Here is a 23,985-nt window from a genome sequence, read left to right as displayed (position 1 = left end):
GTGAATCCCTCGTTCACTGCCCGACGCCGCGTGGTCACCGAGTGCGGGCGGCCCGCGCCGGGCGCGGGGCCGGGACCTTAGCCGAGCGACGCGCGGACGATGTGGTTCTCGTAGGCGTAGACGGCCAGCTGGACGCGGGAGCTCAGGCCGAGCTTGCGCAGGATGGCCGAGACCTGGGTCTTGACGGTCGCCAGACTCACGGACTCGCACTCGGCGATCTGGGCGTTGGAGAGGCCCTTGGCGCACAGGAGGAACACGGCGCGCTCGCGCTCCGTGAGCTCCGGGAGGATGTGCTCGGGGACGGGGAGGTCGGCCCCGTGCCGCTCCAGGACTTCTCGCAGCTCGGGGGCGCCCACGGCGAGGTCGCCGTCCAGCACGCGCTCCAGCGTGTCGACGAGGAGCGCCGGCGGCGCGTCCTTGGTCAGGAACGCGGCGGCGCCGCGGTGCATGGCCTCGTAGACCGCCTGCCCGTGGCGGAGCGTCGTCAGTACGACGACGGGCGTGTGGTCGCCGTCGGCGCGCAGGCGCGCCAGCACCTCGAGGCCGCTCATGCCCGGCATGCGCAGGTCGAGCAGGATCGCGTCAGGTCGCTCGGCGGCGACGAGGTCGAGCGCCTGCTGACCTGAGGCCGCCGGGCCCACCACGGAGAACTCCGGGCGGGCCTCGAGCACCATGGACAGGCCCTGGGAGAAGAGGGGCTGGTCGTCGACGACGAGCACGCGTGGCGTCATCGCAGCACCACCGCGCTCTCGGCGACCGCCGGGAGGTGGGCCGTGACGAGCCAGCCGGAGCCGGCGTCAGCGGCGCCGTCGGGCCCTGTCTCGGAGGCGGGCGTTCCGCCCGGGCCGGCCGAGGCGTCGTCGGGCCCCGCCGTGAGCCAGCCGCCGGCCACGGCGGCGCGGGTGCGCATGCCCTCCAGGCCCAGGCCCGTGCCGGGTCGGGGTTCCGCGCCCGGCGGCGTGGTGGAGGCGAGCGTGACCGTGAGGCCCGGGTCCTCGCCGCGCCAGTCGAGGATGAGGCGCGCGGTGGCGCCGCGGCCGCCGTGCGTCAGGACGTTGGTGAGGGCCTCCTGGAGGATGCGGTAGAGCGCGAGCTCGGTCGAGTCGCCGAGGGGCAGGCGCTCGCCGAACTCCTCGGTCTCGAGGCACAGGCCGGCGTCGCGCACGTTCTGGATCAGCCCGGGAAGATGGGCGAGGCCGGGGGCGGGGAGCGCGGTGTCCTCGCCGTCGAGGCGCTCGATGAGGGCGCGGACGTCGCGGAGGGAGGCCCGGGCGACGTCGACCATGCGGCGTACGGCGTCCTGCTGCTCGGTGCCCTGGCTGACGAGGGCGCCCTCGCCCTGCGCCACGATGACCGTGAGCGAGTGGGCCAGGACATCGTGGACGTCGCCGGCGATCCCGCGGCGCTCGTCCTGGCGGGCGCGGTCCTGCTCGGAGGCCTCGAGCTCGGCGCGGGCCTGGGCCAGCCGGCGGCGTTCAAACGCGACGCTCGTGGTGAGTTTCAGGCCCCAGGCCAGGACCGCGGGGAGGAGGAAGAGGGGTAGAGCCTGGAGGAAGGCGAGGGCGACTGTCGTCGGGCCGCCGTAGGGGATATCGGGGACCTTCTCGTCCATGACGGTGATCGCCTGCCGGGAAGACTCTTGATCGATGGCGATGTACTTCTGCTCCACGCGAGTCGCTTCCTCGTCGCTCATGGCCGCCCACTCGTCCTCGCCCGGGAAGCCGGGCAGATCGGACGACTTCGGAAGGTTCTGCATGGCGGCCGAGTAGGCGTTTGAACGAGCCGAGAGGTGGTTCTGCTGGGCCAGGAACGGGGTGTAGAGAGCCGCGCCGAGGACCACGAGCATGGCGGCCGTCCACCACCAGCGCCGTCCGGACGGAAGCGCGAGGAGCACAATAAGAATGGCGGCGGCGGCCGCGATCACGATGGAACCCGCGCTCCACTCGGCGATCCACGGGCGCAGGAAGCCGGCTGCGGAGGTGGCGATACAACCGGCGGCGACCAGCGATGCCCCGAGCACCGGCCGAAGCGGTGCGAGGGTGGCTCCGACCCCCATGAAAGCCAGCAGCCCGCCCGTCAACACGACCGAGGCGATGCTATTGCCGTTCTGCACCACGGCCGCGCCGATGTACACGGCGCACGCGGTGCCGATGAGAAGTGCCAGCGCGACGCGAGGACGGCGAACGCCCCGCGCCAAGCGGGACGAACCGATCCACGGGTGTTCCTGAAGGCGACCGGTGCGGGAGGCGAGGACGAGTGAGAGGACCCAGCCGCCCAACACGGCGGCCGCGAACGAGGTCAGGTAGGCCGCAAAGATGGGGCCTCCGAAGCTTTCCACCGCCTCGAGCGGAGTCGTAACCCACCCTTCGGGCACGGCATCCGTCTCGACGGAGCCCCCGCCCACCCAGAACGGGCCGCTCCCCAGCCGCAAGGCGCGGGCCTGGGCGCCGAACGTGGCGGTCAGCGTTTGAAGCGCTGCCAAGACCACGACGGATACGCCTGTCAGGATCACGAGGCGTCGGTGAGACCGTTCGGGCTCACGTTGGAGGGTCAACAGCGCCACGACCAACAGGGCGGCCACGAGGGTGGTGATGTAGCTGGTCGATACGTAGGTGTTGGTCGCCGGTTCCGTGCCGGGGATGAGCCACACGAGTCCGGAAGCCAGGCAGAGAGCGAGCGCCAGTAAGGGCCAGCGCGGGGCCACGGCGAGCCCTATGGCGGCAAGCGCCGCGCAGACCAGACCGCTGAGCACATCGTTGGAGTAGGCGGGAGTGCCCAAGGCAATCACGAACAGCACCGCAGCTGCCACGGGAGCCAGCCAGGTCAGCACCCGCTGCAGCGTCCAACCGCGGCGAGCACGGCGCGGGGTCGGGGCGCCTGGTGCGCCGGTGCCCGGCACGGCGTTCCGCAGGGTCTCGAGGGTCTCGGTGGTGTCCATGCCGCTCAGGCTAGGCGGCCCCGCCACTTCAAGGGGAGCGAACCGCGCCCAAGTTCATTCCAAGGAGTGAGGATGGGCCCAGGGTCGGACGCGGGCGGTCGGGGCCCTGCGGCATCCTGGAGGGCATGTCGGTCAACGCGTTCCTCACCCCGAGCACCGAACCGCGCCGGAAACGCCGCCTGAAACTCGGCTCGTGGGCGCTCGCCGGGCTCCCCGCCGTCGTGCTGGCGTACCTGCCGCAGATCGACCTCCAGCCGGGCGCCTCCATGCCCGGCGCCTGGTTCATTCCCGCCCTGCAGGCCGTGGTGTGGATCCTCTGCGCCGCCGCCCTCCTGGCGGCCGTGGTGTTCCTGGCCTGCCGTCGCATCGTGGCGGCGGTCCTGCTGATCATCGCGGTGGGGTTCGCTGCCTCCGCCTCGCGCGTGCACGACGCCACCCCGGAGCTGCGGGCCGCGGCCGAGCAGCTCAAGGACGCGCCCGACGTCCGGATCCTCAGCGTCAACGCGCTCTACGGCGGCGTGGACGCGCGGGCGCTCGCGGCCGAGGTCACGGAGCGGAAGGTCGACGTCCTCGTGCTGCAGGAGGCCACGGAGGACCTGCTCGATCGCCTGGAGGCCCAGCCGGGCTTCAAGGACGCCCTCCCGTACCGCACGGGAGACCTCCCCGAGCAGGGGGCCGATGGCACGGCCATCCTGTCTGCCGGGCTCCTCGCCGAGGAGGAACCGGCCTGGCCCGACGGTGGGCGCCACTTCGAGCAGCGCACGGCCGTGGTCAAGCTGCCCGGCCACCGACCCTTCCGCATCATGGCCGTCCACACCCTCCCGCCCATGGCGGACGCCGGGATCTGGCGCTCCGAGCTGCAGGCCCTCGGTGAGTACCAGCGTGCCCGCACCGATCTGCCGCTACTCGTGGCGGGCGACTTCAATGCCGGCCACGGCATGCCCGGCTTCCGCGCCGCGGTGAAGGGGCTCGACGACGCGGCCCGCGTGGCCGGCTGGATCCCACGCCCCACCTGGCCGGACAGGCCGCTGCCCCTCTCGCAGATCGACCACGTTTTCGTGCGTGGGCTCGCCCCAGCGCAGTGGGACACCGTGGACCTCCCCGGCACCGACCACCGAGGCCTGGCCGTCACCCTGCGCGCCCCCGCCGCGAAATGACGCACCGGACCCCACGCACGACGGCGTGGGGTCCGGTGGGTGCCTCCCCGCGCCGGGGCGCGGGTCGCGGGGCTCGTGGCGCAACACGCCGCCGTGCTGTGGCTAGGCGCGGCGGCGCCAGCCGAGCGTCAGGAGGGTCAGGCCCGCGGCGAGCAACCCGCCCGCGGCCAGCAGCCACGGCGTCGTCGCCGCGCCCGTCCGCGCGAGCGTATCGGTGCCGCCCGCCTGCGCCGCGATGTCGTCGTCGGTCTCCGCCTCGGAGCCGGCCTCGGGCTGGGAGCCGTCCGTCGCGTCGTCGGGCGTGGAACCCTTCTCCCCGCCGTCATCCGTGCCGGGCACCTCGGTGCCCGGGGTCTCGGGATCGACCGGGTCCACTGGCGTCTCGGGGCCCACGGGGGTCTCCGGATCGGGGCAGGTTGCAGCGAGCGTGCCGGTGCGCAGCGAATGACCGTCGGTGTTGTTGTCGTCCACGTAGAAGGTGGGGACGGCGCCGTCGACGCACTGCGAGGCGTCGGCCAGCGTGAAGCCCTCGTTGCCAAAATTCTGCGTCTGGGCGGGGCGCTCGTAGAGGGCCGTGCGGGTGAAGGACTGCGTCGCGGCGGCGGCCGCCACGCGGGCAGTGGCCGCGGCGACCGCCGCAGGGGATGCCGCCGCGCCCTCGCGCGGCGAGAACACGGCGATGCGGCCGTTGCACGCGTCGTCGCACGCGACCCACAGAGCCTCGCGCTCGGCGTCGAACTGGAGATCCGCGACCACGTCGAAGTCGGAGTCGATGGACGCGATCCGGGCGAAGGCACCGTCGTCCATGAGCGCGTAGAGGTACACCTGGCCCGTGCCCTCGACGCCCACGGCAAAGAGCCCTTCGCCGTGCCCCGGATAGTTGGCCGGGCGGTAGGCGGCGCCCGTGCGCTCGTCCAGGAAGGAGTGGCCGGTCAGCCAGGCGTCGGGGATCCACGTGATGCCCTCGAGGCCGGAGTTGGCTCTGAGCCCGGGGAAGTCGGCGGCGAGGTTCCACTCGGCCGCGGCCTTCAGCACGGGAGTGCCGCCCACGGCCGTGCGAGCGGCGGAGCCGCTGTCGGCGGCGGGCAGCGCGTAGCGCAGCACCGACGGGCGGGACACGCCCTTGACGTCGTTGTCGCGCTCGCTTGAAACGTAGAGGCCGGCCGCCGAACCGCCGGAGGTCACGGTGACGCCCTCGGCATCCACCGTGCCGGCGCCGTCGGGATAGCGCAGCTCGTAGCCGCGCGTGCGCTGCCAGCTCGCGCCGGCGTCCGCGGAATCCAGGCGGTAGAGCTCGCCGTCGCCGTTCTGCACCACCCACAGCGCGCCGGGGGCGCCCGCCGCGCCCGGCTCGTGGTCGATGCCGCTCCAGTCGCCGCGGGCCTCGTCCGCCGTGTCCAGCGCGCGGACCGTGTCGCCGCCCGGCCACGGGGAGGCGCTCACGCCGTCGCCCCCGCCCTGCTCGCTACACGCATTGGCCGCGCCGGGCGTGACGCGCTCGGTGAGCGCAAACTCGCCGCTACCGTCGGGGCAGCGGCCGTACGAGGTGGCGGCGTGTGCCTGCCATGCGTACTCATCCACCACGGTGCCGTCCGCACCCAGGAGGCGCACGGCGTCGGCCTTGCCCAGGCCGAAGCCGAACTGCGCGGTGTCAAGGCGCAGGAAGCCACCGGCGGGGATCGGGTCAAGGCCCGTGAGCGTGTAGCGGTGCCCCGCCTTGTCCGGCTCCGCGTCTGTCAGGACCAGGCCGTTCGGGTCGGCCGCGCCGGCCCCCGTGTTGTAGAACTCCACCCAGTCGTCGGGGTCGCCGGCATCGGAGACGATTTCGTTGATGACGAGGGGAGAGGAGCAGTCGTTGGGTGCGCCCTTCGTGGAGCGCGTCGTGGTCGCGAAGGCGCCCGCGAGGTCGGGGCAGCGGCCGAAGGTTACGGTCGCGTGGGCGGTCCAGGAGTACTCGACGAGCGGCGAGGCGTCCGTGGCCTTGACGTCCTTCCCGGCGGAGTAGAGCCGCACGGAGTCCTCGCCGCCGAGGCCGAACGGGAAGCCGGGCCGATCACCCTGGATGCCGTCCACGACGAGCAGGCCCTTGGCCGGGATGACGCTGCCGGCGGGCAGCGTGTAGGCATGGTCCTTCTTGGCCGGCTCGGCGTCGGTGAGGATCAGCCCGGAGACGTCCAGGGGAGCGTCGCCCGGATTGCCGAGCTCCACCCAATCGGTGTCGTCGCCGTTGGACTCCACCTCGTTGATGACCGGCACGACGGCGCCCGCTGAGGCGGGCGCGGCGGGTGCGGCCGCCGCGAGCGGGGCTGGGAGGAGGACGAGCGCGAGGGTGGCGGCCAGGACGGTCGGGACCAGGGCCGGAGCGGTGGGGGCCGAAGCGCGGGGCTGAGATGACATGCGCTCTAGCCAAGTGGGCGAGGGTGACGCCCGCCGGGGCGAGAGGTGAACGCGCGGTGAAGCGGCGGCGTCGTCCGTGGAACCCAGCCCTTGCCATGCCACCCAGGGCGGCGTGAACTGGGGTGATGGAGGACGAGATGGGCGGAGATCCCGTGTGCTGGCTGGACCGCGTGTGCCCGGCCTGCGGCGCCCTGACCGAGCGGCCCGCCGTCGCCGCGTGCCCGCGCTGCGGGGCGCTGCCGGAAGGCGAGGAATCGGGCTCGGCCCACGGATCCACCGGGAGTTTATCGAACTCCTGAGCTACGTGGAGGTGACGCACAGCCACCTTTCAGGGTGGCTCCGTAGTGTCAGTGACACCTCAAGGGTGCGAGTGATGCAAAGGTCCCGACCGGCATAGCCGGTCGGGACCTTCTGCGTGGGGGGTACGGCTCAGGCGACGGCGAGGAAGCCGAGCACCGCGGCGGCGACGGACACGGCGGCCAGGACCAGCGCGGGGGCCGCGGGCTCCTTGCGGCGCACGTGCACCACCACGGCGCCGATCATGACCACGGCCAGGGCCACGGCGGCGATGGGGGCCAGGACCGGGGCCACCCCGGTCAGCACCGGCAGCACGAGGCCCAGCGCGCCGAGCACCTCGGCGATGCCGATGAACTTGATCATGCCGGGGGTGAAGTCCTCGGCCCAGCCCATGCCGCCCTCCACGATGGCGGTCTTCGGCTTGATGACCTTCATGCCGCCGGAGGCGAGCATGGCGAGGGCGAGCAGACCGGCGACGATCCAATAGGCGATGAGCAAGGGGTTCCTCCAGGGGGTGTGATGCGCGTCCGTGCAATACTGACGATCAGTAAGTAACCCCATGATGAGTGAGTAAAGTGGGGCGCACAAAAGGCACACGGATGTGTGCCACACGCGCACATCCGTGTGCGTGGACCTCGCAGCCACAGCGCCATGAGCGCCACCCAGGACACCGCCCCGACCCTGAGCTGCCCGGGCGCGGAGGCCCGCAGCGCGTACGAGGGCTCGTGCAACGCGCCGGGCACCGACGCCAAGGCGATCCGCGAGGTGCTCTCCCGCGTGGGGGACAAGTGGTCGCTGCTCATCATCGCCACGTTGAACGCCGGCCCCCTGCGCTTCACGGCCCTGCACCAGCACATCCCCGGGATCTCGCAGCGCATGCTCACGCTGACCCTCAAGAACCTCGAGCGCGACGGCCTGCTGACCCGCACGGCGTACGCCGAGGTCCCGCCCCGCGTGGAGTACGAGCTCAGCGCCGTGGGCCGCACGCTCATCGGCCCCGCCGTGGCCCTGGCCGAGTGGGCCGTCGGCAACTACCCCCAGATCGAAACCGCGCGCGCCGCCTACGACGCGCGCTGAACCCGGCCGCCCGCCGTCGTGCTGGGCGTCGGAAAGCTGCACACCCGCCGTCGCGCTGGGGGCCGTGCGCGTCCCCCATCCCGCACTTTTCGTTGTATCCCGCCCCTTTGGGGCGGGATACAACGAAAAGTGCGGGATTGAAGGCAGGCGGGGGCGGCTTAGGCGCCCCGGCGGCGCAGCGCCTCGAGCTCGGGGTCGAGGAACTTGCCGAGCACGCTCGTGGACTGATCGGCGTAGCCGAGGCGCTCGTAGAAACCGAGCACGCGCTCGTTGGTGGAGCGCACCATGAGCTGGACCTTGGGGGCGCCGGCCTCGCGCAGCCAGGCCTCCGCGGCCTCCATGGCGGCGCGGCCCAGGCCCGTTCCCTGCCGCGAGGCGGCGACGGCCACGTAGTAGACCCAGCCGCGGTGCCCGTCCGTGCCCACCATGGCTGTGGCCAGCAGCTCGCCGCCGTCCAGGAGGCCGAGGACCGCGGAGGTTCCACCCTGGACCGCGCGCAGGAAGTCGCCGCGCGGATCGTTCCACGGTCGCACGAGCCCGGCCTCCTCCCAGAGGGCGGCGGCCGCCGGGGCGTGGTCGGGGGCGAGGGGAACGAAGCCGGTCACGGTGGTCCTTTCGTGGGAAAGCGTCAAGCCTAGAGTGGGCCCATGCTTGACGCGGAGTTCACGACGCCCGGCCCGACCTCAGACGCGCGGATCCCCGCCTACCTGGAGGCGCTCGGGATCCCGGGCCTCGCCGACGTTCACGTGCACTTCATGCCGCAGAACGTGCTCTCCAAGGTCTGGGGCTTCTTCGACCGCGTGGGCGAGGAGTTCGGTGCGGCACCCTGGCCCATCCACTACCGGATGCCCGAGGCCGAGCGCGTTCAGACGCTGCGCGCGCTCGGCGTCGCGGCCTACCCCACGCTCAACTACCCGCACCGCGCCGGGATGGCCGGCTGGCTCAACGAGTACTCGGCCGGCTTTGCCGCCGCGCACCCCCAGGCGGTGCCCTCGGCGACCTTCTTCGCCGAGCCCGAGGCCGAGGCCACGGTGCGCGCCGCCCTGGAGGGCGGCGCGCGCATCTTCAAGGTCCACGTGCAGGTGGGGGAGTTCGCGCCGGATCAGGGAATGCTCGACGGCGCGTGGGGCCTGATCGAGGCGGCGCAGGTCCCCGTGGTGATCCACGCCGGTTCGGGACCGCACGGTGGCACGCACACCGGCCCGGCGCCGGTGCGCCGGCTGCTCGAGGCGCACCCGCGGCTTGTGTTGGTCATCGCCCACGCCGGCATGCCCGAGTACGCGGAGTTCACCGACCTCGCCGAGGAGTATCCAGGCGTGCACCTGGACACCACGATGGTCGGCACCGACTACTCGCAGGCGCTCGCGCCCGTGCCGGAGGCGGTGCTCGAACGGTGGGCCGCGATGCCGGGGAAGATCGTCCTCGGCAGCGACTTCCCGAACATCCCGCACCCCTACGCCCACCAGCTCGGTGCGCTCGCGGCCTGGGGCTTCGGCGACTCCTGGATGCGCGCCGTGCTCTGGGAGAACGGCGCGCGGCTGATGCGCGTCACGGGGAGCCGAGGCGTCGGGGGAGCGTGACAGGCTGGGAGCCATGATCGAACGCACGGCGCAGATGCAGCTCAGCCCCACCTCGCTCGAGGACCTGGAGGAGATCCACGCGCTGTACTCCGATCCGCGCGTGTGGACGCACCTTCCTTCCGGGCGCTTCACCGATCTCGAGACGACGCGCGCCTGGATTCAGGCCCGCGCCGAGGCATGGGACCTTCACGGCCTCGGTAGCTATGTGGCGCGGGACCCGGAGAGCGGTGCGCTCTTGGGCCACGGCGGCTGCGATGTACGCGGCTCGGAGGACGCCGGCGGCGCCTTCTGGAATCTCGGGTACCGCTTTGCCCCGGAGGCGCAGGGGCGCGGCCTCGCCACGGAGCTCGCCCGCCATTCAATGGGGCGGGCGCTCGAGGTGCGCCCAGAGCTGCCCATCGTCGCGTTCCTGCTTGAACACAACGAGGCCTCGGCCGCCGTGGCGCGCAAGCTCGGGATGACCCTGCAGCACCGCGGCCCGGACGCCGGCAACCCGGACCCGGAGGCCATCCGGCTCGTCTTCGCCGACCGCGAGCTCACGCCCGCGCAGCTCGCCTCGACGCTGGCCTGAGCGGGCGCTAAGCCCCGGGCCAGTGCTCCACGGCCGCGAGCACTACAAAGCCTAGGCCGAGCAGGATGAAGACCACGCCGGCCACGGCGTCCAGGGTGTTGGTCCAGCGGGAGACCGCCGAGCGCAGTTTGGGGTGCCCCACCAGTGCCGCGATGACGGAGAACCAGCCCACCGTGGTCACGACGAGCAGGACCAGCAGGAAGATCGTCTGCCAGAGCGGGCGCTGCGCCGCGATGAAGGGCGCAAACACCGCCGAGATGTAGATGACGAACTTCGGGTTGGCGAGGTTCGTGAGGAGGCCACGGCGGAAGGAGGCGCCCACGCCCAGCCGCCCCGCTGCGTCGGGCGTTTCACCCTCCTCGGCGGCCCGGCCGCGCCGGGCCAGCCACGCGCGCAGCGTGCCGATGCCCATCCAGATCAGCACGAGGCCGCCGGCCACCTGCAGGATCACGGTGATGGGCGGGAACGCCGTCATGACGGCGGCCAGGCCCGTGAAGGCCACGACGAGCCACAGTGCCACGCCGCTCGCGATGCCGGCGGCCGCGGCGATGCCCTCGCGCCGGGAGCCCGCCAGTGAGCGGTGGATAACCAGGAAGAGGTCCGGCCCGGGGGACATCATGCCGATGACCCACGTGAGCATGAGGGGGAGCAGGGCGGAGGCGAATCCGGCGTCCGGCATGGGGACGGTTCCTTCCGAAGGAGCGGGAGCTGGCCCCGAGGGGTGGGAGGGCCCGGACAAGCCTAGCGCCGTCGTCGCCCGTAGACTTTTGAGGGTGTCTGCCCTGCCCCTGCCATCGCCCGCACGCCCTGAGCCGAGCAGCCCGTTTGCGGGTGGCCTCTTGCTCACGACCCTCGGCTCCTTCGCCCTGATCTTCCTGGCTGCCTTCGAGGCGCTCGCGGTGGCCACGATCATGCCGGTCGTGACCCGTGACCTGCACGGCGAGGGCGTGTACGCCCTGGCCATGGCGGCGCCGCTCGCCACGGGCATCGTGGGCATGGTCGGCGCCGGCGGCTGGTCGGATCGCACCGGGCCGCGCGGGCCCTTCTACACGGGCGTGGCGCTGTTCACGGCCGGCCTCATCGTCTGCGGCCTCGCGCCCGACATGCTCACGTTCACGATCGGCCGCATCCTCCAAGGCTTCGGCGCGGGCGCCATCAACGTGACGATCTACGTGCTCGTGGCCCGCCTCTACCCGCCGATCCTGCACGCCAGGGTCTTCGGCCTGTTTGCGGCGGCCTGGGTGCTTCCCTCGCTCGTGGGCCCGTACCTGGCGGGTGTGGTGGCGCAGGCAACCTCCTGGCACTGGGTGTTCCTCGGCGTCGTGGCGCTCGTCGCGATCGCCGTGGTGCTCATGCTTCCCTCGCTCGCGCGGCTGGGATCCGGGCCGGCCGCGGCGGAGGCCGCAGGGGAGCAGCCAGCGGAAGCCCCCGCCACCGCCCGCGCGCTCGCGCCGGACCTGCTGCGCGCCGCCGTCATCGCCGCCGCCGTGCTCACCCTGGGGACCCTCGGCTCGCGGGCCGGCTGGGGCCCGGCGGTGCTCATCGGAGCGCTCGTGCTCGTGGCCTTCCTGCTGCGGCCGCTGCTCCCCGTCGGCGCCTACCGTCTCTCGCGCGGCCTGCCGAGCGCGGTGATCCTCCGCGCCGTCATCGCCGCCGCGTACTTCGGGGCCGAGGCCTACCTCCCGCTCATCTTCAATACGCACTACCGCCTCGACGTCTCGCAATCGGGCCTCGCGCTGACCGCCGCGGCGGTCGCCTGGGCGCTCGCCTCGTGGGTGCAGGGCCGCTTCCTGCAGGCCGCGGGCGATCGCGCGCTGCTGACCTCGGCCGTCCTCGTCGTGTTCGCGAGCCTCGCGGCCGTGGCCGGCGCCATCGCCGCCAGCGCTCCGGTGCCGCTCGTGGTGGTGCTCTGGGGCGTGGGCGGCTTCGGCATGGGCCTGGCCTACCCCCGCCTGTCCACGATGGTCATCCGCCTCTCACCCGTGCGCGCGCAGGGCTTCAACTCGGCGGCGCTGAACATCGCCGACTCCACCGGCTCCGCGCTCGGCCTCGCGGCGCTCGGCACGCTCCAGCGGGGCGAGGAGTTCGGACCGCTCGTGCTCATCCTGAGCCTGGCCGCCGTGCTGGCCGGGCTGGGGATCCTGGTCGCCCGCCGCACGGGCGGCGCGGCCCAGGGCGCGACGGCGGCCGCTCCCGCCTGAGCCCCGGCCCGCCTCGAGCGGGTGCCCACCGGGCACCCGCCCGGCGCCCCTCGTCCGAGGCTCGCGGCGCGGAGCCGGGTGCTCACCTCAGCCAACCCGACGACGCCGCCCGCTCGCCTGAGGCGAGCGGGCGGCGTCGGGCACCAGACGGGGGACTAGACCGTCCAGTCGATGGCGGCCAGCGCGGCGTAGATGCCGCCCATGGGTCCGGCATGAGCCGAGCGGTAGTGGGCCAGGCGCACCTCGGGCACGCGCGTGAGGTCGAGCTCGTTGCCGTGATCCAGACCTGCAGCCTCGCGAACGGCTCCCTCGAGCGGCGGGAGAGCGATCTCCGGCAGGGCCAGCATCTGCCCGCCCAGCACGAGGACCTCGGGGGCCACCGCACGCACCAGGAAGGAAACGCGCGGCACGAGGGCCTCGGCGTAACGCGTCAGCACATCAATATCCGAGGCCGAGCCCTCCTGGGCCGCGGCGATGATCTCGGACATCCGCTGGCGCGGGTGGTCGCCGTAGATCAGGTCCCGCAGCGGGGTCCACGAGGCGGTCATGTTCTCGCCAACACCGTGCGGCTGCGGGCAGGATCCGGCGAGGCCGTGGGCGCCGCGCACGATCTTGCCACCCACCACGAGCGTGGCGCGGCAGCGATCGGAGAACGTCACATGGACGGCGGTCTGCACCCCCTGCAGGGAACCGGAGGTGAGCTCTGCGAGAGTGTCGAACTCGCCGTCACGGCCCACGAGGAGGCTCGCCTCCGGGTACAGCGCGCGGATGCCGTCGGCCACGTCGAGGCCGGTCCACTCCGGAGTCGTCACCGAGACGCGCAGCTTGCCGTTGGCGTCCACCGGGCCGGGCAGGCCGATGGTGATGGCGCGCAGGGGGGTGTCGGGGCCCGCTTCGGCCAGGCACCGCTCGGCGATGTCCTTGAAGTGGGCAACAAACTCCTCGCTCGTGGAGATCAGCGGGGGGCGCTCCGTGAGTTCCGCCCGCGGGGTGCCGGCCAGATCCGAGACCATCACGTTGAACGAGTAGAGGCCAGCGTCGACCGAGAGGATGAGGCCGGCGCCGCCGTTGAAGCAGAAACGGCGCGCCGGGCGACCGGTGCCGCCCGGCTGGCCCGCCATGGACAGCACCCAGCCGGCCTGCTCGAGGTCCTCGAGGACACGGGAGACGGTGGGGCGGGAGAGGTCGGTGGAGATCGCGAGCTCGCGCACCGTGAACCACGTGGTGGGCTCCTGGCGCAGGCAATCGAGAGTGGTCTGGGCGTTCAGGCGTCGCAGGGTGGCGACGTCGCTGGTGTCAATCGAAGTCATGGGGGGTTAAACCTCACACCGTCCAGTCGATGGCGTCGAGCGCCTTGATCACGCCGCCGAGGCAGCTGCCCTTTTCGGGGTCGACCTCGGCCCGCAGGAGCTCGAAGTCCTCGCTGCCAAGCGCCCGCAGGCCCGATTCAATCGGTTCGAAGAGGAGATCGGGTGCCGTGGAGAGCTGACCGGCGAACACGATCGTGTCCGGGTCCCACATGGCCGCCACGTCCGCGATGCCGCGGGCCAGCCCCTGACCGACGCTGCGGATGCCGTCCTGCGCCGCCTCGTGGCCGTTGGCCGCTGCCTCCAGCATGCGACCCACCGACGCCGGATGATTGAAGCCGGAGGACTCGAGGGCCTCAACGATGACGTCGGGCCAGCGATACTCGGGCAGCGAGCCGACGTCGCCCGCCAGGTTGAAGGTGCCGCGATGCACCTGTCCCTCGTGGATGAGCACGATGGAGGAGAACCACGCGAGGAAGCAGAACATCCCTTGGTCCGAGGTGGAGAGCGCACCCAAGTGCAGCTCGGCCTCGGCCGAGAGCAGGATGTCGTTGTTCACCAGGATGGGCACGTCCCCGAAGCGCTCGCGCAGTGTGGGGACAAACGACCCGCCCCTCCAGCCGTTGACCGTGGAGAGTGTGTCGACGTGGACGCCGTCGGCATCGGGGATGACCGGCGCGGAGAGCGAGACGGCGAGCACCGGCAGGTCCTCGTCCAGGCCGAGGTCGGCGCTCACCTCGCTGAGCTTCTGCGAGAACAGGGGCATGACGTGATCGATGCAGCTCTCGACCGTCTCGAGGGCAAGGCCCCACTCCATGGTCCAGGAGAGTTCGCTGCCCACGAGGTCGGTGATCATGATGCCCACGCCCGCGTACCCGACATCCAGGCTGGCGATGAGCCCCCGCAGTCGGTTGAAGGAGTAGCGGCGAGCGGGGCGGCCCGTGGCGCCGGGGCGGCCCTCGGCGCTCTGTGCCCAGCCGGCCTCGACGAGGTCGTCGAGCAGGCGGCCCACCGTGGGGCGCGAGAGGCCGGTCGCGATCGACATCTCCCGCACGGTGAATTTGCGGTAGGCCTCGGCGCGCAGCACCGAGAGCACCTTCGAGCCGTTGAGGCGACGGAGCGACGCTACTGCGCTGCCATCGAGGTCGGACACGCTGTCTCCTTGGGGGATGGGTGGGGTCACGGAGTGCCCCACTCGACGTGATCGAGCGCGGCCGAGAGTCCCCCGAGCATCGGCGCGTCGACGTGGTCAACGCTGGCGCACACCATGGTTGGTGTGGTGCCGAGCGTCCGTCCCAGTGCCGCCCCCAAGGGGCCCAGGACGAGTTCTTGTGCCGGTGCCAGGCATCCGCCCAGCACCAGCCGCGCCGGGTCGAAGGCCCGAACGAGGACCTCCACTCCCGGTGCGAGATGTTCCGCGTAGCGGCTCAGTGCCGCTGCGGCGTCGGAGTCGCCCGCGAGGCCGGAGGCCACGAGCTCGTCCAAAGTCTGTGCGCCGGTTTCCTCCAGCACGGCGGCGGTGGCCGCGCGCCAATCCACGGAGTCGAGCCCGCCGATGGCGCCGGCCGCACCGGTCGCTCCGCGGTAGGGGCGTCCCTCGATGAGCGGCGCGACGCCCGTGATGTCACCGGCCAGGACGAACACGGCGTCCTCGCCGGCCTGGAGCTCTCCGTGCTGCAGCTCGGCCTCGGCGGCCGCCAACGGCACGCCCTCGAAACGCAGGCGGAGGCCCGGCAGCTCCTGGAGCAGCTCGCCGAGCAGGGAGGGAAGGGCGGCCGTGGCCCAGGCGGGCGAATCGGACCAGGGCAGGATCCGGCCGTCCCGGTCCACCGTGGCGGGCAGGCTCACGACCACGGAGCTGAGGCCGCCGTGCGGCCCGGTCTCTTCCTCCACGAGTCGCAGCAGCGCCGCGGCGGCCTGCTGTGCCATGAGTTCCGCCGAACCGGGGTGCCCGTGGGGGGCATAGTGGCGGCGCAGCACGGTGCCCGACAGGTCGGCGACGGCGGCGAGCAGGTTGTTGGCGCCGAGGTCGAGCGCCGCGACGAGGCGGCGCCGCCGATTGATCGTGAAGGTGCGCGTGGGGCGGCCGGCGGATCCGCTGTGGGCGAGTTCGAGCGTGGCCCAGCCACTTTCGGAAAGCTCCGTCAGCAGGCGCGCCGCGGTGGGCCTGGAGAGCCCCAAACCGTCGGCGATGTCCGACGCCGTGAAGACCGAGTCGGGAGTGCGCCGCAGATGCTGCAAAGCCCCGTCCCTGTTGACATGCCGCAGGGAGGAGACATCACTCCCGATGATCTGCGGCACGGTGCTCCAGGGGGCTCTGAGGGGGGGCAAGACACCTCATGGTACTTTCGAAAACGACAAACTCAAAGATCCGAAAGGTATCTACCCAAGATTGCTCACGGGACCCGAGCGGCCGCGAACCCGGGGTACGGGAAGGGCGTTCTGAAAGAGAACGTTCAGGGGTTGTCGAAGGGTGGCGGCCCCGTCCCAGCCGCCGCGGTGGGCAAGGATCCATGGTGGCCTGACCACCCGCGCAGCGGAAGGCCCTGGGCGCCGGCCGGGCGTAGCCTCTGGCGTGAGCGACATGCGATCCGCGTGGCCACAAGGACCGCCCCCACGCATCGAGCGCGGGCGGAGCGGCGACGACGCCGCGCGATACCGGGAGGATGCACGAGCATGCAGTCATGGCGGGAACACTTCACCCTCTTGTCCGACGGCGAGCCGGGGGAGTCCTGGCGCCCGGCCGCGGACGGCAACGACGGCTGGATGGTCCTGGAGGCCGCGCCGCAGGACGTGACGCGCACGGGAAGCCTGCCCGCCGAGGGCGTGCTCTCGCAGGCGCCGCTGGGTGACTACGACGTCATCGAGCTCTCCGTCTTCGCCAAGCCGGCCGCGCGCATCCGCTGGCGCTACGACGACGAGGAGGGCGGCGCCATCAGCGAGGTGCTCCCCGTGGGCGGCGTGGAGATCGCCGCGTCCACGCGCGCCGCCCTGGTCGAGGCCGCCCTCGACGAGCTGTGGCAGGAGGGTGGGGAGACGGTCTGGACCGTGGTGCCCGAGGCGCAGGCCGCCGACTATCTCGCGGCCGGCTGGCAGCAGCGCGAGCGGGTGACGCGCGGCTGAGCCAATCCGGCTGGCCCGCCGCTCACCCGGACGGGGGTGGCCCGACGGCGCGGGCCTGGCCAGGGCGCCAGGGTGGGTCCGATGGACCCGCCTTCACCCCGCCCCCGCACCCCCGAGGGAACGCCATGCGTTTGATTCCCCGCGCCCTTGTTGCCGCAGCTGCCGGCCTCGGCCTCGCCCTGAGCGGCGTGGCCCCGGCCGTCGCAGCGCCCGCCCCGAGTGCCGTGCACGTCGTGACGGCGATCAAGGCCAAGCCCGTCACCATCAAGACCATCCCCACGAAGACCGTCTCCGGTGCGGCGAAGGCCGAGGTCAAGCCCTCCTTCGCCAAGGCGAAGGGCGTGAGCAAGGTCAAGGCCGTCATCACGGTGAAGAAGGGCTCCAAGACCGTCGTCAAGGCGAAGTCCTCGGCCAAGCTCGCTGCCGGAACCTACAAGGTGACGACCAAGGTCAGCTACGTCTACAAGGGCAAGAAGGCCTCGGTCTCCAAGACCCAGACGCTCAAGGTCGTGAAGAAGGCCAAGAAGAAGCCTGCCTCCGTGGCTGCGACCGGGTGGGATTGCCCCTCCGGATACCCGATCAAGGGCAACGGAAGCTCGATGATCCATCACGTGCCGAGCGGCGCGTTCTATGACCGCACGAACCCGGAGGAGTGCTTCGCCTCGGCCTCAGCCGCCCGTGCGGCCGGCTACCGCGCCTCCCAGCGCTGAGCCTCCCCGCACCCACGGTGCCCCGGTCACCTCACGGTGACCGGGGCGTCGTCGTGCAGGGCCTCAAAGGCCCGACGGCGCGTGGCTGGCGCCCGTTGCCGGCCCGCCGTGGGCGGGCCGAACGGTCCGACCACGGGCCCGTGAACGTGACGCGCCATTGACCTGGGTGGGTGTGATCCGCTTCACTACTTTCCTAGGATGCGGAATCTTGCATCCGTATCGTGGAAGTTCACGCCTCGAACCCCGGGCGCGGATCTAGGGCGTGTTGCTAAATGCTGGTCCGGAGCGTCCGATCGACTTCGGTGATGAGCAGCAGGAACCTACGCCGCAGCCGAAGGCATCCGGCGACTGTTCGAACCGCCGGAAGTATCCGCGGGCGAACTGCTCATCTTCGGCATCATCGGCCTCGTCTCGAACATCATCGCCATCACTATCCTCGCTTCCAGTAGCAGCTCGAACTTCAATATGCGTGCCGCATTCCTCGAAGTCCTCAACGACGCTCTCGGCTCGCTTGGAGTCATTAGCGTGCCCACCATCATCGCGACGTCGCCTGCAGAGGGCGTCCACGCGCTCGATCCTGAGGCCCTCGCCCATCCGAGCATCACTTTCTGGACCGCGCGCGACCCGCAGAGCGGCGAGCTGCTGGGCATCGGCGCCCTGAAGCAGCACCACGCGACCATGGGCGAGCTCAAATCGATGCGCACGAGCGGATGGGCCCACGGTCGCGGTGTGGCAGGTGCCGTGCTCGCGGCGATCCTGGCGGAGTGCCGCACCCGAAGCATCCGCGACGTCAAGCGCGAGTCGGGCACGGAGGACTACTTCGCGCCTGCCCGCGTCCTCTATGTGAAGCAGGGATTCCGCGCCTGCGGTCCGTTTGCCGACTGCACCGAGGATTTGAACAGCCCGTATTTCGAGTTCGCCGTCTGGGCGAGGCTGACGCCGGGCCTGCCTGCTGCTCGGCCTGGCCCTGTGCGCCTACTTGTGCAGCAGGCCCGCGAGCTCGCTGGCGTGCGTCAACTGTGGATGGTGCCCCGCGCCCGGCAGTGAGATCAGCTCGACGTTCGGACGTGATGCGAACTGCGTAACGGCGTCCGGGGCTAGCGGATCTGCGCTTCCCGTGATGATCCGCACTGGGCCGGCGAAGCGCGCCAGCGCCTCCCGCAGTTCCGCGCGCCAGCGCGTCGATCCGGCGTGGGCGAGGTACTGGGCCACGTGCCCGGCACTCGTTCGGCGCAGGTCCTGGGCACTGCTCTCCAGGGCGTTCGCGTTCCCTTCCGATCCGGTCAGCTGTCGCGAGAGCCGCGCCGCGTCGGCATGCCGCAGATAGGTGCGCACGAGGGGGCGTAGCCTCATCGCGGGCCCCACCGCGACCTGTAGGAAGAAGGGGGCGATCAGCGGGAGCGAGCGGATTCGATCCGGGAATTGCTCTGCGGCTGTCACCGCCGCGCCCGCGCCGATGGAGTGGCCGATGAGGTCTACGGGCTCTTCGCCCAGCACCGCGGGCAGCCACGTCTCCCAGTCGGCGATGCCGCGACCGCCGCTGAGACCGAGCCCCGGAAGATCGACCGCGCGCGCCGATCTGCGACGCCACCTGCGCCCACGTGTCGGCGTTGACCGGCAGCCCGGGCAGGATCAGACAGCCGGATCCGGCGGTGCCGAGTTCGAAGGTGCGCACCCCGCCCGCGTCGACGAACCGCCGGTCGCCGCCCGGGGCGGCGCCGAAGCGGTGCGCGGCGAGGTGGTCGGCCCAGCGCTCGAGCGACACCTGAACGTCGGGCATCGCGATCCCGTGTCGCTCGGCGAGCTCGATGGCCGAGCGCGTCGGATAGCGGTCGGTCGACATGAAGGTGAGGGTCTCCGGGTCTGCGTGGGTGAGCCACCGCGGCAGTCGCCGGATGAGGCTGACCGGCAGCCGCAACTGCGGCACCTCGGCGCCGAGGTGGCGGCCGACGAGCGTGAGCATGTCGGCCAGCGGCGGGCTGGCGTCGTCGAGCGTCCAGTACGCCTGCCCCGCCGCGACCGGATCGACGGCGCCGGCCGCCATAAACGCCGCCAGATAGTCGACCGTGAGCACGGGGACGAAGAGCCCCTCGTCGGCCGGAAGGGCCGATGCGCTTCCGGCCCAGAGCTGCTCGACCGTGGAGGCCAGCCCGACGAGCTGGTCGGTCTCACCGGTGGCGCTGTCGCCGATGACGGTAGCCGGGTTGACGATGGTCCACGGGACGCCTCGCTCCGCAGCCAGCGCCTGGAAGATCGCGTCGGATTCGACCTTCGACGCCTCGTACGCGCCGAGCTCGCGGTAGGTTTTGGCGCGCTGGGCGTCGGACCACGGGACGGCCGCCGGATCCTGTCCGCCGACGCGGTAGCCGGAGATGTGGACGACGCGCTGCAGCTGCGGCAGGCCCGAGGCGAAGTCGATCAGCTGCTCCACGATGCCGACGTTCGCATCGCGTGCCTCGGCGGCGGTCATCCCGAATCGGAATGACCCGGCGCAGTTGTGGATCTCGGTTATTGCCGCGAACGCCGCGGCGCCACCGGGGACGATCTCGGGGGCGTCGAAGTCGACGATCGTCGTGCGGATGCTGCGGGTGAGGCCGTGCTCGCGCAGCCAGCGCTCGACGCGCGCGCCGGATGCCGCGGTGCGGACGGCGGCCGTGACCTCGGCGCCCGCCGCGGCGAGGGCCAGGATGAGGTGGCGCCCGATCAGCCCCGAGGCTCCGAAGATCAAGGCGTTACGCGGGGTCACCGCGTCGCTCCCGCCGCGGCGGAGCGCTGGGCGATGAGGTCGGCGACGACGTCGGCGGTCGAGCTCAACGGGGCGGTGCTGCGCATCGCACGGGAGACGATGATGGACCCCTCGATCATCGAGATCACGACGGTGGCGAGCGACTGCGCGTCGTCGGCGTTGAGGCCCTCGGCCTCGAGCAGCCCCGCGGTCGGGGCGATCCACGACTCGAAGGCCGAGGCACAGGCCTCACGCAGGCGGTCGCTCTCGGTGCCCATCTCCAGCGTGACCACCGACACCGGGCAGCCCAGCCGGTACCCGCTCTCGTGCACGATCCCGGCAAGGGTCTCGATCGTGATTCGTGCCGCGCCCGCCGCGCCACCGGCCGTCTCGGCAGCCTCCCGGATCAGCCCCTCGAACTGCTTCGCGGCCAGTTCGACTGCCGCAACGCCTATACCCTCCTTGCCGTCGGGGTAGTGGAAGTAGACCGATCCCCTCGGCGCGGCGGCGTGCTCCATCACCGCGTTCAGGCCCGTGCCGCTGTAGCCGCTGGTCTGGATGAGCTCGAGCATGGACTCTGCCAGCCGTGCCTTCGTCAGGTCTCCCTTGGATGCCATGGAATGACGAATAGACCGGTCTACATATTTTGCCAAAAACGGGCGACCACCAGGTTTTCCTCCCGTACAGTGAGACCGTGACTGCGGAGGTACCCCGATCCCTGCAGCGCCGCTCCATGACGTCACGTCCCCGTCGCCGCGAAGGCGACGGAACCGGACGTGTCCCGAAGTTCCCGATCTCCTCTTGGCGACGGTGGCTGCTTCGCGGAGTCCTGGCGCTGCCCTTCATCGTGCTTGTTCTGCTTCTTGATGCCGCCAGAGGTGGCTACCTGCAGAACTCCACGGCGAACGCCTCCCTGGTGGCGACCGCCCACGAGATCCTCGCCCGGCCGGTCTCGGTGGAGACGGTCGGGATGCTCTATCCGCCCATCACGACCCTTCTGGCGGTTGTCGTGCCGGGCGGTGCCGTCGGGCTCGGCGCCGTCGGCGCGTTGGTGGCGGGGTTCCTCCTGCAGCGGCTTGTCGAATGGTCGCGGCGACAGCGACAGACCGGGATCGACGCGATCGCCTTGGTCCTCGTCGTGGGCGGCACGCCGCTGTTCGCCTTTCTCGCGACGACCAACCTTGAGGTCTTCCTCGGCCTCGCGCTGTTCGCGCTGGGGATGATCGACCTCGTCCGGTTCGTCGTTTTCGCGAACACTCAGGCCGGCTTCCGCGCGGGCCTGCTGTTTGCGGCGGCGGCGCTAACGGCACCGGCGTTCGCGTTCTCGATCCTGATCGCCGCCTGCGTCGCGCCGTTCCTACCCCACTCACGGCGGGGCTCGCGCGCCGGCACGGCGCTGACGCTGGCCTTCCCGACCGTCGCCGCATTCGGATCCGTCACGATCCTCGGCGTGGTCTTCCTCTCCGACCCGCTCTTTGCCGTCGACGTGCTCCACGTCGGCTTCGCGCCGGAGCAGGTCGAGCGCACACGGACGTTCTTCGCGCAGCCCTGGGCCTGGCTTTATTTCGTCCCGTCGGCGGGCGGTGTGGTGCTCGCCTTCTTGCGGCGCCGCCCCGTGGCCGCTGTCGCGCCGGCTCTGCTGATGGGATCGATCGTACTCATGTCGCTCGCAGGTGTCCTGCCGACCGGGTCCTCCGGTACCGCGTTCCTGCTTGTGCTGCTCGCGATGGTCGCCATCGCACCGGTAGGGGTCCACGGTCTCCGCACCCGCTGGACCCTGCGGCTCGGTGCCGTGGTGCTGCTCGTGACCGGATGGACGTCGGCGTTCCTGATCTACCGGCCGGTGGATCAGTGGATGCAGGCACTACTGAGAGGATGGCCGTTCTGATGTCCGTGCGCACGATCGAGATCCCCGAGCACATCGCGTACGAGGCCTCACTGGGCCTGTGGGAGCGCGCCCCGCTGCTGTCCGCCCGCACGGTGCTGACCCGCTCCCAGGGGATCGGTCTGATCGTCGCGACGGTGCTGTACGTCACCGCCCTGGTGGCGGCATGGCGCCCGATGGTGATCGTGACCCTGCTGGTGGTGAGTGTGGTGTTCCTCATCGCCACGGCGTTCAAGTTCCACGTCTCCCTCTCGGGAGCGCGATACGACCTGGCGGACCGCATCGACCCGGCAGAGATCGAGGCGCTCACCGACGACGAGCTGCCGACCTACACGGTGCTGGTGCCGGTGTTCCGCGAGGCGAACATCGTCCATCAGCTCGTGACCAACCTCGGCGCCCTGGACTACCCCGCTCACAAGCTCGAGATCCTCATCCTCGTGGAAGAAGAGGACGACGAGACGCGAGCGGCGATCGAGGCATCGCCGACCCCGGACAACTTCACCGTCGTCGTGGTCCCGAAGGGTCATCCGCAGACCAAGCCGCGAGCCTGCAACGTGGGCCTCGCGATCGCGACCGGCGAGTACCTCGTGATCTACGACGCCGAGGACGCCCCCGACCCCCTGCAGCTGAAGAAGGTGGTCGTCGCATTCCGCAACGCGTCCGAGGACACCGTGGTCATGCAGGCCTCGCTGAACTACTTCAACGTGCGCGAGAACCTGCTCACCCGGATGTTCACGCTCGAATACTCGTACTGGTTCGACTACATGCTCACGGGTCTCGATGTGTCGTCGCTGCCGATCCCGCTCGGCGGGACGTCCAACCACTTCCGCACGGAGGCGCTGCGCACGCTGGGCGGGTGGGATCCCTTCAACGTCACCGAGGATGCCGACCTCGGCATCCGGGCGAGCGCACAGGGCTACCAGGTGGGCATCGTCGACTCGGTCACGATGGAGGAGGCCAACACCTCGATCCCGAACTTCGTGCGTCAGCGCAGCCGCTGGATCAAGGGATACATGCAGACGACGCTGGTCCACGCGCGTTCTCCGCTGCGCTTGATCCGGCGGATCGGGCCGAAGCGGTTCATCGGCTTCCTGCTGCTGATCGCCGGGACCCCGCTCACCTTCCTCGGGGTGTTGCCGCTTGTGTTGCTGACGGTGTTCACCTGGGCGCTTCCCACCGAGATCGTCGAGCCGCTGTTCCCCACGCCGGTGCTGGTGCTCGTGCTGCTAAACTTCCTCGTCGGCAGCAGCCTGATCGTGTACCTGAACATGCTCGGCCCCTGGAAGCGCGGCGACTTCTCGCTGATCTGGTGGGCGCTGCTGAACCCGCTGTACTGGGTGCTGCACTCGGTGGCGTCGTACAAGGCGCTGGGGCAGCTTATCGTGCGGCCGCACTACTGGGAGAAGACCGAGCACGGTCTCACCACCCACGAGACGCCGGATCCGGCCGTGACCGCGACCATCACCATCAACCGGTGACGTCGTCATCCGGGCTGATTTCCGCCGCGGGCAAGACGGTCATCGGGGCCGTGGAGGGCGATGCGATTCCGCAGAACTTCATCCCCCAGCTAGTCGCGCTCTACCAGGCGGGTGCCTTCCCGTTCGACAAGCTGGTCAAGACGTACCCGTTTGAGCAGATCGAGCAGGCCATCGCCGACACCGGCTCTGGCAAGGCGGTCAAGGCCGTCCTGACCATGCCCTGATTTCTCTACGAGGACCCCTCCGGGGGGTGTTGCGGCGTCCGCCGCGACACCCCTTTTTCCTCGCCGCGGGCGACGAACGAACGGAAAGGAGACAGCGGGCGGTCAGCTACGAGCCGTGTCGCGGTCTTTGCCCGACAGCATGCGGTCCCTCGTCCAACTCGTGTTCGAGGGAACCGCTGAATCCAAAGCCCAGGGGGTCAGTGTGAATCAGTTCATGTCAGTCGTCGGAGACCGAGACGGTGACGTCGATGTTGCCCCGTGTTGCATTGGAGTAGGGGCAAACGTTGTGGGCGGCGTTCGCGAGTGCGACTGCGC

General features: G+C 71.1%; 21 protein-coding genes and 4 pseudogenes. 12 read left to right on the top strand and 13 right to left on the bottom strand.

Annotated features, from left to right (window positions below):
- Positions 1-77 precede the first annotated feature (77 nt).
- Both DWB68_RS06855 and DWB68_RS06850 read right to left on the bottom strand, forming a co-directional pair.
- Positions 78-731 (bottom strand): response regulator, encoded by a 654-nt coding sequence (locus tag DWB68_RS06855; protein ID WP_119424407.1) that lies wholly within the window; start codon positions 729-731, stop codon positions 78-80.
- Complete coding sequence (locus tag DWB68_RS06850) at positions 728-2,938, bottom strand: sensor histidine kinase (RefSeq protein ID WP_119424406.1); 2,211 nt, start codon at positions 2,936-2,938, stop codon at positions 728-730. The genes DWB68_RS06855 and DWB68_RS06850 overlap by 4 nt, the downstream gene beginning before the upstream one ends.
- 125 nt (positions 2,939-3,063) lie before the next feature.
- On the opposite strand from DWB68_RS06850, the gene DWB68_RS06845 reads away from it, so the two are divergent.
- On the top strand, positions 3,064-4,095 hold the full coding sequence (locus DWB68_RS06845; RefSeq protein ID WP_119424405.1) for an endonuclease/exonuclease/phosphatase family protein: 1,032 nt from the start codon (positions 3,064-3,066) through the stop codon (positions 4,093-4,095).
- 102 nt (positions 4,096-4,197) lie between these two features.
- Here the strand turns inward: DWB68_RS06845 and DWB68_RS06840 are convergent, their stop codons facing one another.
- Positions 4,198-6,492 carry an esterase-like activity of phytase family protein gene (locus tag DWB68_RS06840; protein WP_119424404.1) on the bottom strand — a complete coding sequence of 765 codons (2,295 nt, stop codon included), beginning with the start codon at positions 6,490-6,492 and terminating at the stop codon, positions 4,198-4,200.
- A 429-nt stretch (positions 6,493-6,921) separates the two neighbouring features.
- Entirely contained in the window at positions 6,922-7,350 is a 429-nt protein-coding gene (locus DWB68_RS06835) for a DoxX family protein (protein WP_325048550.1), read from the bottom strand.
- A gap of 90 nt (positions 7,351-7,440) precedes the next feature.
- Between DWB68_RS06835 and DWB68_RS06830 the strand changes: the two genes are divergently transcribed.
- Positions 7,441-7,866, top strand: a complete 426-nt coding sequence (locus DWB68_RS06830; protein ID WP_119424402.1) for a winged helix-turn-helix transcriptional regulator — start codon at positions 7,441-7,443, stop codon at positions 7,864-7,866.
- 158 nt (positions 7,867-8,024) lie between these two features.
- On the opposite strand, the gene DWB68_RS06825 is transcribed toward DWB68_RS06830, so the two are convergent.
- Entirely contained in the window at positions 8,025-8,471 is a 447-nt protein-coding gene (locus tag DWB68_RS06825) for a GNAT family acetyltransferase (RefSeq protein ID WP_119424401.1), read from the bottom strand.
- A 42-nt stretch (positions 8,472-8,513) separates the two neighbouring features.
- Here DWB68_RS06825 and DWB68_RS06820 point away from each other — a divergent pair, with 42 nt between their 5' ends.
- Together DWB68_RS06820 and DWB68_RS06815 are read left to right on the top strand one after the other, a co-directional pair.
- The gene (locus DWB68_RS06820; protein WP_119424400.1) at positions 8,514-9,446 is read left to right on the top strand and encodes an amidohydrolase family protein; all 933 of its coding nucleotides are present in this window, start codon (positions 8,514-8,516) and stop codon (positions 9,444-9,446) included.
- A gap of 13 nt (positions 9,447-9,459) precedes the next feature.
- Positions 9,460-10,017, top strand: a complete 558-nt coding sequence (locus DWB68_RS06815) for a GNAT family N-acetyltransferase (protein WP_119424399.1) — start codon at positions 9,460-9,462, stop codon at positions 10,015-10,017.
- 7 nt (positions 10,018-10,024) lie between these two features.
- Here DWB68_RS06815 and DWB68_RS06810 read toward each other — a convergent pair whose 3' ends face one another.
- Positions 10,025-10,696, bottom strand: a complete 672-nt coding sequence (locus tag DWB68_RS06810) for a LysE family transporter (protein WP_158588230.1) — start codon at positions 10,694-10,696, stop codon at positions 10,025-10,027.
- A 94-nt stretch (positions 10,697-10,790) separates the two neighbouring features.
- Here DWB68_RS06810 and DWB68_RS06805 point away from each other — a divergent pair, with 94 nt between their 5' ends.
- On the top strand, positions 10,791-12,218 hold the full coding sequence (locus DWB68_RS06805; protein WP_233548656.1) for an MFS transporter: 1,428 nt from the start codon (positions 10,791-10,793) through the stop codon (positions 12,216-12,218).
- Between the two features lie 155 nt (positions 12,219-12,373).
- Here DWB68_RS06805 and DWB68_RS06800 read toward each other — a convergent pair whose 3' ends face one another.
- The 3 genes from DWB68_RS06800 to DWB68_RS06790 are packed head-to-tail and all read right to left on the bottom strand — an operon-like array spanning position 12,374 to position 15,826.
- Entirely contained in the window at positions 12,374-13,528 is a 1,155-nt protein-coding gene (locus DWB68_RS06800) for an ROK family transcriptional regulator (protein WP_119424396.1), read from the bottom strand.
- Between the two features lie 13 nt (positions 13,529-13,541).
- Positions 13,542-14,678, bottom strand: a complete 1,137-nt coding sequence (locus DWB68_RS06795) for an ROK family transcriptional regulator (RefSeq protein ID WP_119424395.1) — start codon at positions 14,676-14,678, stop codon at positions 13,542-13,544.
- Positions 14,679-14,704: 26 nt separating this feature from the next.
- The gene (locus tag DWB68_RS06790) at positions 14,705-15,826 is read right to left on the bottom strand and encodes an ROK family transcriptional regulator (RefSeq protein WP_158588229.1); all 1,122 of its coding nucleotides are present in this window, start codon (positions 15,824-15,826) and stop codon (positions 14,705-14,707) included.
- 375 nt (positions 15,827-16,201) lie between these two features.
- Between DWB68_RS06790 and DWB68_RS06785 the strand changes: the two genes are divergently transcribed.
- The 4 genes and pseudogenes from DWB68_RS06785 to DWB68_RS17135 all read left to right on the top strand — a co-directional run.
- Complete coding sequence (locus tag DWB68_RS06785; RefSeq protein ID WP_119424393.1) at positions 16,202-16,648, top strand: hypothetical protein; 447 nt, start codon at positions 16,202-16,204, stop codon at positions 16,646-16,648.
- A gap of 125 nt (positions 16,649-16,773) precedes the next feature.
- On the top strand, positions 16,774-17,358 hold the full coding sequence (locus DWB68_RS06780; RefSeq protein WP_119424392.1) for a sunset domain-containing protein: 585 nt from the start codon (positions 16,774-16,776) through the stop codon (positions 17,356-17,358).
- A 315-nt stretch (positions 17,359-17,673) separates the two neighbouring features.
- Positions 17,674-17,931 (top strand): annotated as a pseudogene (locus DWB68_RS17140) (cation transporter); the annotation flags it as partial.
- 9 nt (positions 17,932-17,940) lie between these two features.
- Positions 17,941-18,405: pseudogene (locus DWB68_RS17135) on the top strand (GNAT family N-acetyltransferase); the annotation flags it as partial.
- Here the strand turns inward: DWB68_RS17135 and DWB68_RS16635 are convergent.
- The 3 genes and pseudogenes from DWB68_RS16635 to DWB68_RS06765 all read right to left on the bottom strand — a co-directional run bounded on the left by DWB68_RS16635 (position 18,334) and on the right by DWB68_RS06765 (position 20,655).
- Entirely contained in the window at positions 18,334-18,885 is a 552-nt protein-coding gene (locus tag DWB68_RS16635; protein ID WP_233548665.1) for an alpha/beta fold hydrolase, read from the bottom strand. The pseudogene DWB68_RS17135 and the gene DWB68_RS16635 overlap by 72 nt on opposite strands.
- A 574-nt stretch (positions 18,886-19,459) precedes the next feature.
- Positions 19,460-20,104 (bottom strand): annotated as a pseudogene (locus tag DWB68_RS16630) (SDR family oxidoreductase); the annotation flags it as partial.
- Positions 20,101-20,655, bottom strand: a complete 555-nt coding sequence (locus DWB68_RS06765; RefSeq protein ID WP_233548655.1) for a TetR/AcrR family transcriptional regulator — start codon at positions 20,653-20,655, stop codon at positions 20,101-20,103. The gene DWB68_RS06765 and the pseudogene DWB68_RS16630, both read right to left, overlap by 4 nt.
- 122 nt (positions 20,656-20,777) lie before the next feature.
- Here DWB68_RS06765 and DWB68_RS06760 point away from each other — a divergent pair, with 122 nt between their 5' ends.
- Genes DWB68_RS06760 through DWB68_RS06750 form a run of 3 tightly spaced genes read left to right on the top strand, consistent with a single transcriptional unit; the run spans position 20,778 to position 23,670 of the window.
- Positions 20,778-21,971 carry a hypothetical protein gene (locus tag DWB68_RS06760; protein WP_147391609.1) on the top strand — a complete coding sequence of 398 codons (1,194 nt, stop codon included), beginning with the start codon at positions 20,778-20,780 and terminating at the stop codon, positions 21,969-21,971.
- Positions 21,971-23,446, top strand: a complete 1,476-nt coding sequence (locus DWB68_RS06755; RefSeq protein WP_233548654.1) for a glycosyltransferase — start codon at positions 21,971-21,973, stop codon at positions 23,444-23,446. Before DWB68_RS06760 ends, DWB68_RS06755 begins: the two co-directional genes overlap by 1 nt.
- Positions 23,443-23,670: an aryl-alcohol dehydrogenase gene (locus DWB68_RS06750; protein ID WP_119424387.1), complete on the top strand. Its 228-nt coding sequence runs from the start codon at positions 23,443-23,445 to the stop codon at positions 23,668-23,670. Before DWB68_RS06755 ends, DWB68_RS06750 begins: the two co-directional genes overlap by 4 nt.
- Positions 23,671-23,887: 217 nt before the next feature.
- Here DWB68_RS06750 and DWB68_RS06745 read toward each other — a convergent pair.
- Positions 23,888-23,985 (bottom strand): annotated as a pseudogene (locus DWB68_RS06745) (organic hydroperoxide resistance protein); the annotation flags it as partial.

Origin of the sequence: Galactobacter valiniphilus, assembly GCF_003575975.1 — a bacterium.
Lineage (GTDB): Bacteria > Actinomycetota > Actinomycetes > Actinomycetales > Micrococcaceae > Galactobacter > Galactobacter valiniphilus.
The sequence above is the reverse complement of the archived record's forward strand: the minus strand, read 5'-3'. Positions and strand labels throughout refer to the sequence as shown.

Excerpts from the sequence above, each read along its gene's own strand:
- DWB68_RS06855 (WP_119424407.1), bottom strand. The coding sequence starts at position 731 with ATGACGCCACGCGTGCTCGTCGTCGACGACCAGCCCCTCTTCTCCCAG.
- DWB68_RS06850 (WP_119424406.1), bottom strand. The coding sequence starts at position 2,938 with ATGGACACCACCGAGACCCTCGAGACCCTGCGGAACGCCGTGCCGGGC.
- DWB68_RS06845 (WP_119424405.1), top strand. The coding sequence starts at position 3,064 with ATGTCGGTCAACGCGTTCCTCACCCCGAGCACCGAACCGCGCCGGAAA.
- DWB68_RS06840 (WP_119424404.1), bottom strand. The coding sequence starts at position 6,492 with ATGTCATCTCAGCCCCGCGCTTCGGCCCCCACCGCTCCGGCCCTGGTC.
- DWB68_RS06835 (WP_325048550.1), bottom strand. The coding sequence starts at position 7,350 with ATGGGGTTACTTACTGATCGTCAGTATTGCACGGACGCGCATCACACC.
- DWB68_RS06830 (WP_119424402.1), top strand. The coding sequence starts at position 7,441 with ATGAGCGCCACCCAGGACACCGCCCCGACCCTGAGCTGCCCGGGCGCG.
- DWB68_RS06820 (WP_119424400.1), top strand. The coding sequence starts at position 8,514 with ATGCTTGACGCGGAGTTCACGACGCCCGGCCCGACCTCAGACGCGCGG.
- DWB68_RS06815 (WP_119424399.1), top strand. The coding sequence starts at position 9,460 with ATGATCGAACGCACGGCGCAGATGCAGCTCAGCCCCACCTCGCTCGAG.
- DWB68_RS06810 (WP_158588230.1), bottom strand. The coding sequence starts at position 10,696 with ATGCCGGACGCCGGATTCGCCTCCGCCCTGCTCCCCCTCATGCTCACG.
- DWB68_RS06800 (WP_119424396.1), bottom strand. The coding sequence starts at position 13,528 with ATGACTTCGATTGACACCAGCGACGTCGCCACCCTGCGACGCCTGAAC.
- DWB68_RS06785 (WP_119424393.1), top strand. The coding sequence starts at position 16,202 with ATGCAGTCATGGCGGGAACACTTCACCCTCTTGTCCGACGGCGAGCCG.
- DWB68_RS06780 (WP_119424392.1), top strand. The coding sequence starts at position 16,774 with ATGCGTTTGATTCCCCGCGCCCTTGTTGCCGCAGCTGCCGGCCTCGGC.
- DWB68_RS06765 (WP_233548655.1), bottom strand. The coding sequence starts at position 20,655 with ATGCTCGAGCTCATCCAGACCAGCGGCTACAGCGGCACGGGCCTGAAC.
- DWB68_RS06755 (WP_233548654.1), top strand. The coding sequence starts at position 21,971 with ATGTCCGTGCGCACGATCGAGATCCCCGAGCACATCGCGTACGAGGCC.